13 protein-coding genes and 1 tRNA gene are annotated in these 14264 nt (G+C 64.4%); 7 read left to right on the top strand and 7 right to left on the bottom strand.

Annotation, left to right across the window (positions count from 1 at the left end; translation table 11 throughout):
- Positions 1 to 108: 108 nt before the first annotated feature.
- Positions 109 to 735, bottom strand: a complete 627-nt coding sequence (locus CAF78_RS16050; protein ID WP_085673956.1) for a DNA-3-methyladenine glycosylase — start codon at positions 733 to 735, stop codon at positions 109 to 111.
- Between the two features lie 174 nt (positions 736 to 909).
- Here CAF78_RS16050 and CAF78_RS16055 point away from each other — a divergent pair, with 174 nt between their 5' ends.
- The 3 genes from CAF78_RS16055 to CAF78_RS16065 all read left to right on the top strand — a co-directional run bounded on the left by CAF78_RS16055 (position 910) and on the right by CAF78_RS16065 (position 4937).
- Positions 910 to 1425 (top strand): sigma-70 family RNA polymerase sigma factor, encoded by a 516-nt coding sequence (locus tag CAF78_RS16055; protein WP_085673958.1) that lies wholly within the window; start codon positions 910 to 912, stop codon positions 1423 to 1425.
- A complete protein-coding gene (locus tag CAF78_RS16060) occupies positions 1412 to 2368 on the top strand; it encodes a FecR domain-containing protein (RefSeq protein WP_085673960.1) in 957 nt (318 codons plus the stop codon). The genes CAF78_RS16055 and CAF78_RS16060 overlap by 14 nt, the downstream gene beginning before the upstream one ends.
- Positions 2369 to 2462: 94 nt before the next feature.
- On the top strand, positions 2463 to 4937 hold the full coding sequence (locus CAF78_RS16065) for a TonB-dependent receptor (protein ID WP_085673962.1): 2475 nt from the start codon (positions 2463 to 2465) through the stop codon (positions 4935 to 4937).
- Between the two features lie 61 nt (positions 4938 to 4998).
- Here CAF78_RS16065 and CAF78_RS16070 read toward each other — a convergent pair whose 3' ends face one another.
- Positions 4999 to 6159, bottom strand: a complete 1161-nt coding sequence (locus tag CAF78_RS16070; RefSeq protein ID WP_085673964.1) for an MFS transporter — start codon at positions 6157 to 6159, stop codon at positions 4999 to 5001.
- A gap of 631 nt (positions 6160 to 6790) precedes the next feature.
- Positions 6791 to 8002, bottom strand: coding sequence for an MFS transporter (locus CAF78_RS16075; RefSeq protein WP_085673966.1), 1212 nt, complete (start codon positions 8000 to 8002; stop codon positions 6791 to 6793).
- Positions 8003 to 8184: 182 nt separating this feature from the next.
- Here CAF78_RS16075 and CAF78_RS16080 point away from each other — a divergent pair, with 182 nt between their 5' ends.
- Together CAF78_RS16080 and CAF78_RS16085 are read left to right on the top strand one after the other, a co-directional pair.
- Positions 8185 to 9144 (top strand): FecR domain-containing protein, encoded by a 960-nt coding sequence (locus CAF78_RS16080; protein WP_256573846.1) that lies wholly within the window; start codon positions 8185 to 8187, stop codon positions 9142 to 9144.
- Positions 9145 to 9212: 68 nt separating this feature from the next.
- A tRNA-Met gene (locus CAF78_RS16085) sits at positions 9213 to 9289 on the top strand.
- Positions 9290 to 9353: 64 nt separating this feature from the next.
- Here CAF78_RS16085 and CAF78_RS16090 read toward each other — a convergent pair.
- Entirely contained in the window at positions 9354 to 9965 is a 612-nt protein-coding gene (locus CAF78_RS16090; RefSeq protein WP_085673970.1) for a LysE family translocator, read from the bottom strand.
- Positions 9966 to 10098: 133 nt separating this feature from the next.
- Between CAF78_RS16090 and CAF78_RS16095 the strand changes: the two genes are divergently transcribed.
- Entirely contained in the window at positions 10099 to 11013 is a 915-nt protein-coding gene (locus CAF78_RS16095; protein WP_085673972.1) for a LysR substrate-binding domain-containing protein, read from the top strand.
- Here CAF78_RS16095 and CAF78_RS16100 read toward each other — a convergent pair.
- Positions 10953 to 11537, bottom strand: a complete 585-nt coding sequence (locus tag CAF78_RS16100) for a D-Ala-D-Ala carboxypeptidase family metallohydrolase (protein WP_177408546.1) — start codon at positions 11535 to 11537, stop codon at positions 10953 to 10955. The genes CAF78_RS16095 and CAF78_RS16100 overlap by 61 nt on opposite strands.
- 67 nt (positions 11538 to 11604) lie before the next feature.
- Between CAF78_RS16100 and CAF78_RS16105 the strand changes: the two genes are divergently transcribed.
- Entirely contained in the window at positions 11605 to 12762 is a 1158-nt protein-coding gene (locus CAF78_RS16105; protein ID WP_085673974.1) for a hypothetical protein, read from the top strand.
- Positions 12763 to 12877: 115 nt separating this feature from the next.
- Here CAF78_RS16105 and rimI read toward each other — a convergent pair whose 3' ends face one another.
- Together rimI and CAF78_RS16115 are read right to left on the bottom strand one after the other, a co-directional pair.
- Entirely contained in the window at positions 12878 to 13333 is a 456-nt protein-coding gene (gene rimI / locus CAF78_RS16110) for a ribosomal protein S18-alanine N-acetyltransferase (RefSeq protein WP_060512520.1), read from the bottom strand.
- On the bottom strand, positions 13330 to 14118 hold the full coding sequence (locus CAF78_RS16115) for an energy transducer TonB (RefSeq protein WP_085673975.1): 789 nt from the start codon (positions 14116 to 14118) through the stop codon (positions 13330 to 13332). Before CAF78_RS16115 ends, rimI begins: the two co-directional genes overlap by 4 nt.
- Positions 14119 to 14264 lie beyond the last annotated feature (146 nt).

The raw sequence follows: 14264 nt of genomic DNA on the forward strand, positions 1-14264 counted from the left end.
TCGCGGGCAAGCCCGCTCCCACAGGTACAGCGCATGGCCGCAAGCGAGTGATAATCCTGTGGGAGCGGGCTTGCCCGCGAAAGGGCCAGAAAAGCCAGTCCGTCAGTTTCAGGCCCGCCACAAGTACCAGGCAGCCACAGTCCTGTAAGGGCTCCAGCCACCACCGAGCGAGCGCATCTGCGCTGGGGTCGGTGCCTTGTCCAGGCCCTTCAACCGGCGATATCCCTCACGCACGCCAAAATCGTCCACCGGCAGGATATCCGAGCGCTCCAGGCTGTAGATCAGCAACATCTCCACCGTCCAGCGGCCCACGCCGCGCAAGGCCACCAGGCGCTCTATCAAGGCATCATCGGCAAGGCCCAACGCCTCATCCCGGCTCGGTACCACGCCCTCCAGGCGGGCCTGGGCGATGCCATGAATGGTCGCCAGCTTGCTGGCCGAAAAGCCGCACCCGCGCATCACCTCGGGGCTGACCGCCAGCAGTTGTTCGGGGGCCGGAAACGCCTGATCGGGGAACAGCGCGAGCAACCGCCCGAGTATCGCCTCGGCCGCCCGCGCATGCAGCTGCTGATAGGCAATCGCCCGCACCAGGGCTTCATAAGGTTCACGCCCCGGCGTCGCCTGATGCAGGCAAGGCCCGATCGCCTGGATATGCCGCGCCCAGTCTGGGTCCAGCGCGGCCAGGTGGCCTGTGGCTTCGCGGTAGGCGTCGGGCGAGAGGTCGGCGAGGATCATTCATCGTTCCTGTGGGGTCAAGGCAGGTCCAGCTTAGCCCAGCCATTCATCGGGCAAACGCCGGATCTTGCGCGGCTAATTCCTGGTATGCCATTGCTCCGCGCCGGTTTCCCCGCATAGAATTGAGAACTATTCACAAACACGTGTGATTCACAGGACCAGGCCTTCGCTACGATGCAGATCAACGACACGCTCAAGCCGGCCGAGGTCGCCCTGCTCTATCAATCCCATCACGCCTGGTTGCGAGGCTGGCTGCGCAGCCGGGTCGGCTGCCAGGAGCATGCTGCCGATCTGGCACAAGACACGTTCGTGCGCCTGCTGCGCGCGCGCCAGGTGTCGCCGCTGAAAGAACCGCGCGCCTACCTGAGCAGCATCGCCCGCGGGCTGATGATCGACCAGTTCCGCCGCCGTGCGCTGGAACGCGCCTACCAGGAAAGCCTGGCGCTGCTGCCCGAGGGCGAAGTGCCCAGCGAGGAACACCGGCTGGTCATCCTCGATACCCTCGAACGCCTCGACCGTGCCCTGCACCAGCTCAGGCCGCGTACCCGCCAGGCCTTCCTGCTGGCCCAGCTCGATGGCCTGAGCATCCCACAGATTGCGCTGCGCCTCGAGGTATCGCGGGCGACCGTCGAGCGCGACCTGGCCAAGGCCCTGGGCGTCTGTTACCGGTTGCGCTATGCCGAGCTCTGAACGCCCGCCTGCACAGGCCCAGGTCGACCAGGCCATCGAGTGGCTGGTCAAGCTGCGCTTCGATACCCCGAGCCCGCTCACCGAGCAACAATTCCAGCAATGGCTGGCCGGCCATCCGCACAACGCCCTGGCCTGGCAGCGGGTCAGCGGCCTCAGCGACGAGCTGGCCGGGCTGCCCAACGCGCTGAGCCGGCGCACCCTGGAGGGCAGCCAGCGCCAGCGCATCAGCCGCCGTGACCAGCTCAAGCTGCTGGCCGTGCTGGCCGTGGGTGGCAGCCTCGGCTGGGCCGCACGCGAGCCGCTGGGGCTGCCTGCAATGATGGCCGACAGCAGCACCGGCACCGGCGAACGCCGCCAGTTGCAGGGCAGCGATGGCAGCCGTATCCAGCTCAACACCGCCAGTGCCGTCGACCTGCGCTACAGCGCCGACCTGCGCGAACTGACCTTGGTGCGTGGCGAAGTCAGCCTGGACAGCAACGCCAGCGACAATCGACCGTTCCGCATCAATACCCGCCTCGGCGAGCTCGACACCCGCAACGGCCAGTTGCTGCTGCGCGAGAATGAGCAGGGCCTGCTGCTGGCCGTGCGCCGCGGCGAGGTCACGCTGTTCCCCTACTCCCCTTCGCCACGCCAGGTGCATGCCGGTGAGACACTGCAGGTATTGAGCAACAACGACTACCAGCTCGCCCGCCTGCACGGCGACCCGTGGGGCTGGACCGATGGCGTGCTCAGCGTGCAGCAGATGCCACTGGGCGAGTTCGTCGCCGAACTGGCGCGCTACCGCCCGGGTTTGCTGCGCTGCGCGCCGGAGGTGGCGGAGCTGAAAGTGTCCGGCACCTACCAGTTGGGCGACACCGAACGCATCCTCCACCTGCTGGCGCGCAGCCTGCCGGTGCGCATCGACTACCGCACCCGTTACTGGGTCAGCATCGGCGCGGCCTGATTTTTTCAAAAAAGAATGAGGTGGAATCTCATTCTCGTCCGGCCTGAAGGAACAAAGCCCGAAAAGTGGTCTACGAAACCTTCAGGAGCGGTCGATGATTCACCCGAGTTCCCCCCGCAACGAGCGGCTGCGCCAAGCCGTGCGCGCCACCGTGTTCGGTCTTGGCCTGGGCGCAGGCCTGGCCCTTGCGCCTTCGGCACTGGCGGCGCCGGTCAGCCACAGCCAGCCGCTCGACTGGAACATTGCGGCCGGCCCGTTGGCCCCCGCACTGGACCAGCTCGCACGCCAGGGCGGGCTGAACCTGTCGTTCGATGCCGCCAGCCTGCAAGGCAAGAGCACCCAGGGCGTGCAGGGCCGCCATGAGAGTGCCGAGGCGTTGTCGATCCTGCTGCAAGGCAGCCATGTGCAGGTACAGCAGGAAGGTGACAGCAGCTTCCTGCTGATCCCGGCCATGGATGCGGGCGGTGCGCTGGAGCTGGGCGCCACCAGCATTTCCAGTGACCGGCTGGGCGAGACCACCGAGCACAGCGGCTCGTACACCACCGGCGCAGTCACCATCGGCAAGACCGCGCAAAGCCTTCGCCACACACCGCAATCGGTCACCGTGGTCACCCGCCAGCGCCTCGACGACCAGAACATCACCAACCTGACCAACCTGCTGGAGCAGACCCCTGGCGTGGTGGTGAACCTGACCGACAGCGAGCGGGTGCAGTACTACTCGCGCGGCTATGCGATCGATGCCATCCAGTACGACGGTGCCACGGTGGTGCAGAGCAGCGGTGGCGGTTCGTTCATCCAGAGCGATTCGGCGATCATCGACCGCGCCGAGATCCTGCGCGGCGCCACCGGCATGATCCGTGGCGCCGGCAACCCGTCGGGCACGGTCAACCTGGTGCGCAAGCGCCCGACCTATGATTACCAAGGTGAAGGCAGCGTGACCCTGGGGTCGTGGGACGCCCAGCGCTACGTGGCGGACATTTCCGGCCCGCTGACCGAAACCGGCAACGTGCGTGGTCGGGTGATTGCCGTGCACGATGACAAGGACCACTTCCAGGACTCGCGCCAGGAGCGCAAGGAAGTGTTCTACGGTGTGCTGGCCTTCGACCTCGACGACAGCACCACCCTGACCACTGGCCTTGAGTGGACCAAGCTCGACGCCACCGGCGCCTGGGGCAACCTGCCCGCCGACTACGACGGCTCGCCCCTGCCGTTCGGCCGCAGCACTTACCTGGGTGCGGACTGGAACCGCTGGAACCGCAGCAACCTGCAGACCTTCGCCGAGCTCGAGCACCGCTTCGACAACGACTGGAAGCTCAAGCTGATGGCCCAGCGTACCCACTTCAAGCTGGCCGACGACGGGTTCAAGCAGACCTACTTCACCCGGGCCACAGGGGCCGCCAACCCGACCAGCAACCCGTACCTGATGAGCTACCAGGTCACTGAAGGCGATGGCGGCGAAAGCCTGCAGAACAACTTGAGCGCGACCCTCAACGGGCCGTTCGACCTGCTCGGTCGTACCCATGAACTGATGCTGGGCGTGGAGCGCATCCGCAACGACTCCTACGCCTCTGCTACAAACAACGTGCAGTCCGGCGTATTCGACATCCGTGAGTGGGACCCGAAAACCAGCCTGGCGAACCCGCACATCGACATCACCGCCCACCCGGTGCGTACTCGCACCACCCAGGAAGGCGCCTATGCCACCTGGCGCATCTCGTTGGCCGACCCGCTTACCGCGATCATCGGTGCGCGCTCGAACTGGTATGACTACGAGCAGGAAAACAACACCCGCAGCAACGGCACCTTCAGCGTCGACAACAAGATCGTGCCGTACGCCGCGCTGATCTACGACCTCAACGACAACTTCAGCACCTACGCCAGCTACACCGAAATCTTCAACCCACAGACTGCCACCGATGTCAGCGGCTCGGTGCTCGAACCCACTACCGGTGAGGCGTACGAAACCGGGATCAAGGGCGAGTTCTACGAAGGCCGGCTGAACACCTCGCTGGCGTTCTTCCGCATTTACCAGGTGGGCAACGCGCTGGATGACATCAGCGGCCCCAACCCGTGCCTGCCCAACTACACCTCGGGCTACTGCAAGGTGGCGGCGGGCAAGAACCGCAGCCAGGGCTTCGAGCTGGAGATCTCCGGTGAAGTGCTGCCGGGCTGGAACGTCAGCGGCGGCTACACCTACAACACCACCGAGTACCTGAAGGACACTACCAGCAACACCGGGAATGCCATCCGCACCACCGACCCCAAGCGCATGCTGCGCCTGTTCAGCTCCTATCGCCTGCCAGGCGAGCTGCAGGCCTGGACCGTCGGTGGCGGGGTACAGGCGCAGAGCGACATCTATAACCGCAGCGGCACGGCAGAGGCTTCGCAGTCGGGTTACGCGGTGTACAACGCCATGGTCAATTACCGCTTCAACGACAACTACTCGTTGCAGCTGAACGCCAACAACCTGTTCGACAGAAAGTACTACCGCCAGGTGGCGCCGACACCGACCGGGTATTACTGGGGTGATCCGCGCAATGTGTCGGTGACCCTGCGCGGGACCTTCTGATCCCTCGTACCGGCTGCTTCGCGGGCAAGCCCGCGAAAGGGCCGGTACAGACACCCGATAATTAGTCCGCAACCGCCCGCAACTTCCCCACCCGCCGATACGACTGCCGGGCGAAGCACACGAACAGCCCCGCCATCAGCGCCAGCGCCATCGGCAAACCATGCGGTGCCACATCCATCGCTGCACCGCTCACCAGCGGCCCGACCAGGCTGCCGACGCCCCACAGCAGGCCGACGCTGGCGTTCGCCGTGACCAGGTCCTGCCCCTTGAAGCGCTGGCCGATCAACACCAGCGCCAGGGTGTAGATGCCGCCCGCCACCGCGCCCAGCAGCACCAGCATCGGCCACAACAGCCAGGTCACCTGCAGCAGCCATGGCAGGGCGATGCCGATGGCCATTGCCACCAGCCCGCACAGCAGGTGCAGCCCGGTGCGCTCGACGCGGTCGGCCAGCCAGCCCAGGGGCAGCTGGAACACCATGTCGCCGGCAAACACCACGGTCACCATCAAGGCCGCCACGGCCACGGCAAAGCCATGACTGCTGGCGTACACCGGCAGCAGCGACAGCACCACGGCATCGAAGAACGAGAAGAACAGCACCGCCACGCACAGCGCCGGCGCCACGCGGAAGAAGCCCGCCAGGCCGAAGCTTTTCTCACCCTCATCGCCATGCTCGACATGGTCGTTGGGCACGGTCAGCAGGATGCACAGCAAGGCCAGGCCATAGCCGATGGTGACCACGCCGATGATCCATGGGCTGTCGGCGCCAATCAGCGCGATCAGGGCCGGGCCGAGCACCTGGAAGCCGGTGAAGCTGGTGGCATACAGGGCCATGATCTTGCCGCGGTTGTGGTCCGGGCACAGTTCGTTGACCCAGGACTCGCCGAGGATGATCGCAATGCCCATGCCGATGCCCAGGCCCAGGCCCAGCAAGGCCAGCATCCACAGCGAATCGAACGCCGCATCGAGCAGGGCGATGCTCACGGTGCACAGGCTGAAGCACAGCAGGTAGATGGTGCGCCGGGTCAGGTGCCGGCAGCAGGCATCGACCATGAACGCCGAGAGCATCATGCCCGCGGCGGGGATGGCCGAAATGATGCCGATTTCCAGTGTTCCCGCACCGGCCTCGTGCAAGCGCAACGACACCAGCGGCAGGCTGGCACCCAGGCTGAAGCCCACCACCGACACGGCGAACAGAAGGCCCGCCAGCAAACGCATGTTCATGTACCACTCCAGGCAAAAACTGAAAAGACGCGCAAATACAGGCGCCCACACGCACACCGGGAAGGCGGGCGACGCAAGGGCGCGGGGGGTCAGTTCAGGCTGGGTGTGGCGAGAAGGTGAAGGCGAACAGCACGCTGCGGCGACGCTTGAGCACCGTATCGCTCGGCCACGCACGACGCATGGCCTGAAGAGCAGGCTGGCGAGCGTGTGGGAGGGATTGGGTACGGCGCATTGCTGTGGCTACTACGCAGGTGAGTTGGAAAGAGAGGCGGCACTCTAGGCCAAGGTTGACCCTATCGTCAATTGCCCGGAAGCCTCTGCGGGGCCCTATCGCCGGCGAGCCAGCTGCCAAAGGGGCAGTGCAAGAGCCAAGGCATGCACATTCCCTGTGGGAGATCACCCAGCCCTTTGGGCTGCGCTGTCGCGCAGAGAACAAAGCCTCAGCAAGCGCCGCTTTACCCTGTGGGAGCGGGCGTGCCCGCGAAGCATGCGACGCGGTGCATGGCACCGGCTTCGCCGGTGTTCGCGGGCACGCCCGCTCCCACAAGATCTTCGCTAAATCAAAGAGTTATGTGTTGTTCTATGAGAGCTGGCTTGCCGGCGATAGGGCTGCAAAGCAGCCCCGGCAATGTCAGCGCTTACCGGTATTTGGCAGAAACACCGCCAACAAGCCGAACAACGGCAGGAACGAGCACAACCCGTAGACGTACTCGATACCGCGCAAATCTGCCAGGTACCCCAGCAGCGCCGCACCAATCCCGCCAAAACCGAACATCAGGCCGAAGAAAACCCCGGCAATCATGCCCACGCTATCCGGCACCAGCTCCTGCGCATACACCACGATCGCCGAGAACGCCGAGGCCAGGATGAAGCCGATGACCACGCTGAGCACAGTGGTCCAGAACAGGTCGGCATAGGGCAGCGCCAGGGTGAACGGCGCCACGCCAAGGATGGAGAACCAGATCACCGCCTTGCGCCCGATACGGTCACCGATCGGCCCACCGAAGAAGGTGCCCGCCGCCACCGCGCCCAGGAACAGGAACAGGTGCAGCTGCGAGCTGGCCACCGACAGGTCGAACTTTTCGATCAGATAGAAGGTGAAGTAGCTGGTGAAACTGGCCATGTAGAAGTACTTGGAGAACACCAGCAGCCCGAGCACGATCAGCGCCGCGATCACCCGCCCGCGCGAGATGCCGTGGGTGGCCTGCACGGCCTTGCGCGCCTTGGCCTGGTTCAGGTGTTCCTTGTACCAGCGGCGTAGCATCAGGGTCACGGCAAAGAAGAACAGCGCCGCCACGCCGAACCAGGCCACGTGGGTCTGCCCGAACGGAATGACGATGGCTGCCGCCAGCAACGGGCCGAAGGCAGAACCGGTGTTGCCGCCCACCTGGAAGGTCGACTGCGCCAGGCCGAAACGGCCGCCCGAGGCCAGCCGCGCGATCCGCGAGGTCTCCGGGTGGAAGGTCGACGAACCGATGCCGACCAGCGCCGAGGCCAGCAGAATCATCGGGAAGCTGCCGACGAACGCCAGCATGACGATCCCCACCAGGGTGCACAGGGTGCCCAGCGGCAACAGGTTGGGCGTCGGCCTGCGGTCGGTGAAGAAGCCGACCCACGGCTGCAACAGCGAGGCGGTGATCTGGAAGGTCAGGGTGATCATGCCGATCTGGGCGAAGCTCAGGTCGTAATTGGCCTTGAGCATCGGGTAGATCGCCGGCAGCACCGACTGGATAAGGTCGTTGATCAGGTGCGCCAGGGCGCAGAAGCCGATGATGCGCATCACCAGCGGATTGGCCGGGTTAGCCGACCCGGTGCTGGCGGTGGAGGTGCTGCTGGTGGCCATGAGCTTGAATTCCGTGCGCAGGTTTGGGATCCGATTATCAGGAAATAAATAGATACATAGCTACCTTTTTTAGTGGGTTGGCGTGGCGTACTTGTAAATGGTTCTCAATATATTTAGCATCTTCAACCTAACGTCCCCCGTAATCGTTGGGCGAACCAGCCCTCACGCGAGCACACCATCCCATGAGCCCGATGCCCGCCACGCAGATTCAGGCCGATCCTCAGCAGGAAGCACTGGCGTGGTTTTCCCGCCTGCGCCAGCCCGGCTGCGATGAAGGCGAACGCCAGGCATTCGGCCGTTGGTGCCAGGAGCCGCGCAACGCGCACGCCTATGCCGAACTGGAAGCGTGCTGGCAGCAGCTTCAGGTGCCCCCGGCCCGGCCCCGGCCACGCTTGCTCAAGGTCCGCCGCAGCTACCTGGGCAAGGTATCCGCCGTGCTGTTTCTGCTGCTGCTCGGCGCTTCTGCCTATCTTTACTGGCCGCTGATGCAACGCCTGGCCAGCGAACTGGCCACTGATGTGGGGGAGCGCCGTAGCGTGCGCCTGGCCGATGGTTCGACGTTGCACCTGGACAGCGCCAGCGCGATGAACGTCGACCTGCGCGGACGCACACGTCAATTGCACCTGGTACAGGGCCAGGTGTACCTGGAGGTGGTGCTCGATGGACGTGCCATGGAGGTTCAGGTGGACGATGCCCGTATCCAGGTCTATGGCACCCGCCTGATGGTGGCACGGCAGTCCGATCATGACGAACTGGTGGTGCTCAATGGCAAGGCCATGGTCATCCAGGGCGGCGACCAGCGCATGGTGTCGGCGGGGGAGCGAGTGACCTTCACCGAGGCGCGCATCAACCCGGTGCAAAAAGTCGACGTGAAGACGGCGGATGCCTGGCGCAGCGGCCAGTTGCATGCCCGCGATATGCCCTTGGGCCAGGTCCTCGAACGCCTGGCCAGCTATCAGGGCCGGCGGGTCTGGTTGATGGATGAACAGACTGCCTATCGACGCGTGAGCGGCGACTTCAACCTCGACCGCCCGGATGAAACCCTGGAGGCACTGGCCGCCGAGCAGCATTTGCAGCTCTACAGCGTGCTCGGGCAGTGGCTGATCGTGCGCCAGAACCGGGCCGGGTCGCTAAGTTTTTGAAAGCGTGCAATTTTTTTTTGAAATGAGTGTTGACATGGGTCCGTCACAAGGGAATAATGCGCCCCATCGGCTACATAGCTCAGTTGGTTAGAGCATAGCATTCATAATGCTGGGGTCCGGGGTTCAAGTCCCTGTGTAGCCACCAAACTTGAAAAGGGCTTACCGCAAGGTAAGCCCTTTTCTTTTGCCTGTTGAAAAGTCCCGCCCTCTTAACGCACGCCGGCGACCGCCACGGCCAGCCCCAGGCCGATCAGCGCAACACCGATCACGCGGTCGACCAACCGCTGCCTTGCGATCATCAGCGCACGCAACCCCGCACTGGAAAAGAACAACGCCACCAGGCTGAACCAGGCCCAGTGAGCGAACGACATGAATGCCCCGTAGGCGAAGTCCGCTGCCAGCGAACTGCCTGGCCGCACCACCTGGGTGTAGGCACTGATGACGAAGAGCATGGTCTTGGGGTTGAGCGCATTGGTCACGAAGCCTGTGCGCAAGGCAGCCAGCACACCGGAATGTGCCGCCTCCCCTTCCAGGCTGATCCGACCGGTATTGGTCAGTGACTGGTAACCCAGGTAGATCAGGTAACCCGCACCCAACACTTTCATGGCTAGGAACAGTGCCGGGCTCTGGCTGATGAGCACTGCGATCCCCAACACCGTGTACAGCACATGCACCTGCACGCCCAGGGCAATCCCCACCGCAGCGGCCAGCCCGGCCTTGCGACCCCGTGCGTAACTGCTGCGGGTGACCAGGGCGAAATCGGCACCGGGGCTGATGACAGCCAGGAGGGTGAACAGGGCGACGGCAATGAGTTCGGTCACGGATAACGGCCTCGATAGACGATGAAAAAACACAGATACACCTATTATCGAGAGCAGGCTGAAGCGATAAAAACGATTTAATCTGAAGTGAATCTGATAGTTTTCCTGACAGATATCTAAAGCCAGTGACCCCATGAAGCTGCCAGCCCTCACCGCCTTCCGCTATTTCGATATCGCTGCCGAAACCGGCAGCTTCGTGCGCGCCGCCGAGCGCCTGCATGTCACCCACGGCGCCGTCAGCCGCCAGGTGCGCCTGCTCGAGGAAAGCCTGGGCATGGAGCTGTTCGAACGGCGCAATCGGGCGGTCTTCCTCACCCCCGCCGGCCGATCACTGCACGGCACCACCCAGGCGATCTTCGAACAGCTCGAAGGCGCCGTGCAGCGCCTGCAGCAGCAGGAACGCGACAACGTACTGGTGCTGTCCTGCGAGCCGACCATCGCCATGCGCTGGCTGATCCCGCGCCTGCCGCGCTTCCACGCCGCGCACCCTGACCTGCAATTGCACCTGGTAGCTGCCGGGGGCCCGGTGGACTTCGCCCGCAGCGGGGTCGACCTGGCGCTACGCCGCGATGACTTCCATTGGCCATCGACGCTGCACAGCCTGAAGATCTGCGATGAGTGGATAGGCCCGGTCAGCCGTACCAACAGCGACAACCTGAACGGCCAGCGCCTGCTGCACAGCAACACCCGCCCCAACGCCTGGCCCACCTGGCTGCGCCTGAGCGGGCGGCAGGCCACCCACTGCGAACGCAGCGACTTCGAGCACTTCTATCTGTCCCTACAGGCCGCCAGCGCCGGGCTGGGCCTGGCCATCGCCTCGGCATTGATGGTGCGCGACGAACTCGACAGCGGCCAACTACAGGCCCCGTTCGGCTTCCTGCGCGATGGCTCTGCCTATCACCTGCTCAGCCCGCAGCCATTGAATGACGGCGGCAAGCGCCAGCGCTTTGCAGAATGGGTGACGAGCGAAAGTCTGACCTGCCTCTCTCACTTGGGCTTGCTGCAGAACGACGAACCCGCACTGCCATCACCACCCCAGGTGCGATAACCCGCCGTATCGATGTGGATGCGCCCGCTCGGATAACGCCCCAACCCCATGCTCCAGGCCTGGCCATGCTGCTGCCAGAAGCGACACAGCGGGTTGGGATCAGCCCAGGCCGGCAGCAGGATATCGACCGCGAAGGCACGGGTATGGGCACTGGCCACGGCGCCGCCGGCGCAACGATTGAGCGCAGGATCGCGATAGGCCGATACCACTTCAAACTGGCGCAAGATGCCTTGCCCGTCGAGGGTATTGATCAACGACAACGTGGACCGCACTGCCGGCCAGTTGCTGGCAGGCGGCACCGCGAACGGCGAGGCATGGCACAGCTTCCAGTCCGAGGCCGAACGCAGCAGCTGATGGATAGGCACCACACCATACAGGCGAGCCTCCACCAGCATCTCGCGAAACGGCCGGGTCTGATGGTCACCGGCCCACTGCGCGAACATCCACAGGTCACGCTCGTCAGCCGCCGCCATTGTGCTCGACAGCACACCCGCAGCCAGCAGCAGCCTGCTTGCTCTTCTCATCCCCATGCTCCCTGCCCCAGTATGAGCGCGGCCGCCAACCCAGGCGGCCACTGACAAGGAGTTAAGCATGCACAAGACTGCCGCAACGAGCCTCGCCGCCCTCGCCTTCAGCAGCCTGGCCATGGCGGATGCCCGCATCGACCTGGGCGACGCCCAGCGCGTCACCCGCCTGTTCGCCTACCCCAACAACTGCCATGTGATCTGCTACCGCAACTGGACGCTGGAGCAGACCGTGGAGCACTACCTGACCCAGAGCGTACGCCGCGACGGCTACGCCAACGCCCAGGTGCACGTCAGCCGTGACCATGACCGGCTGCACGCCACCATCAGCGAGGTACCCGCCGACTATGCCAAGCCTTTGCGCAAGCTGCTCGACAGTGGCGAGCTAGCCTACAACGGTGCCACCCGGCTGAACAAGGACGGCAAATGGTCCTACGACTGGTACCTGTTCCTGCCGCTGGGCATGGCCCTGCAGAACCGCCGCAGCATCGAGCTGCTGCACTTCCCGCCGGACTATTCGCTGACCCAGGCCCAGGATTATCTGCGCTCCAACACCACCGACCGCTGGGCCGAACTGCTCACCTTCAACGGCGTCGACGCCAGCCAGACCGCGGGCTACCAGACCATCATCGACATCGCCCCGATCGCCGCCCCGGCCAGCGCGGGTGATGCCCTGACTGGCACCTACGGCTACTTCAAGGATTACCAGTTGCGCATGGTGCGTGAAATGACCCTGCACAGCGCTGCCAAGCCCCTGCCGATGGTCGCCTTCGGTGCCCCGGTGCGCAGCTGGATCCAGCAACAGTACGGTCCGCAGGTGGACGTGCTGGGCCTGGTCAGCATCAGCCCGCAGGCGGGTGCGCAGGTGCCGGTGCTGGGCGCCAACCATCCGAGTGCGATCTGGTATGCGGCGAACAAGGACAGCCATGGCGGCGATCAGGATGCAGCCGATGCGGCGGGTTTGAAGATGATGGGGCAGGATTTGACGGCGTCTTGCTGGCAGGCAGGCATGGGGCGCAACCCAGAGGCCGAACCGAAGATGACCCTGAATGCCTGCTCGACCAAGTGGCAGGTGACGCAGAAAAAGCAGACCTGCGAGCTGTTCTTCCGCACGGTGCGCAAGTACACGCCAGAGCAGGCGGCGGCGAAGTGCAATACCGGGGAGATGACCAGAACCCTCCGGGACCTGCGCAAGCCGGTCGAGGTCGTGCCGCGGGAACTGTGATCGACTTGCTGACGCCTTCGCGGGCAAGCCCGCTCCCACAGGGATCTGCGCTGGTCTGAAGGCAATCAATCCTGTGGGAGCGGGCTTGCCCGCGAAGGGGCCAGTACAGGTTTGCTCAGTCCTCGAGCAAGGTACAGGCCATCACCAAGGCATCTTCACGCCCACCAGCAACCGGGTAGTAATCACGACGGCGGCCGATCTCGTTGAAGCCATAACGCTCGTACAAGCGATACGCCGACTGATTGCTCGCCCGCACTTCGAGGAAGCACTCGCGGCCATTGAGCTGGTAGGCCCGCGCCATCAGGTGCTCGAGCAGCTTCAGGCCAAGGCCGCACCCCTGGTTCTCCGGCTTGACGGTAATGTTGAGCAGGTGCGCCTCATCGATGATCACGTTGATCACGCCATGCCCCACCTGCTGCTGGCCATCGAACATCAGCCACACTTCATAGGACTTCAGCGCATCCTGAAAAATACCGCGGGTCCAGGGATGGCTGAACGCTGCATATTCGATCTTAAGCACGGCATCCAGATCCGCCTCGGTCATCGGGCGGAAACTGATCGAGTCACTCATTCAACGCTCTTCCAGCGCGCCATCAGCTGGCGCATCGCTTGCCAGACGTCCGCCTTGCGCTGCGGCTCGTCCATCAACAGTTCAAGGCCCGGCAAGGCCCAGGCATCGCCCAGGCCGTCGACCTTCAGTACTTGGTAATACGCTTCAGCGTCGGCGCTGGCGGCATAGCGCATGGCCGGCAGGCCGATCAGCCACAGCACGTTGCAGGGGGTTTCTTCGAGGCGCGCCTGGATGAAGCCCTGGACGAAATCACGCGCGGCATCCGGCCCCTGGTCCATGTTGCCGCGCACCAGCAGCGGCCAGCGTACCGGCTCGCCGATGATCTGCGGCGCATCGGGCAGGCCGGCGGCGCGCAGCATGTCCTTGAGCAGCAGATAGGACGGATCGCGACTCTGGAATGGCTGCCCGGTGGCCAGCTCGACCAGCAACAGGCAGCTGCCGGCGCGCAGCAGTTGCAGCGAAAAGCGCGGTGGTGGCACCGGGGCCGGACGTGGCGCGGGAGCCTCTTCCTCGGCTTCGACTGGCTTGGCAGCGACCTTGGGCGTGCTGCCCGGACGCGGAATCTCGATTTTCGGGCGTTCGCCGGAGCGGGCCTGGGGCGCGGCCGGGGCGTCATTGGCCGCAGGTGCGGCTGGCCGGACCTCGAAGTCGATATCCTCTACCGGCGCTTGTGGCAACAGCAGCTCGGGGCGCGACGGTGCGGCGAACGGCAGTTCGGCGCGCGGCAGCCAATGCACCACTTGCATGGCGGAAAGGTAGGCGCGGCGGCGGGGTTCGGTCAGCACGGGTCGGGGGTCCGGGGTTTGAAACGTCGCACATTCTAACGTTGTTGATCGGGCTGTGCTGCAACTGGTCGGCGGAAATTTGAGGCCAGTGAATCCCCTACAAGGGCCAAGGTTATCTCTCATTACAGACCAAGGGGTGAAATCAT

It is taken from the genome of Pseudomonas sp. R28(2017), assembly GCF_002112505.1.
Taxonomy (GTDB): domain Bacteria; phylum Pseudomonadota; class Gammaproteobacteria; order Pseudomonadales; family Pseudomonadaceae; genus Aquipseudomonas.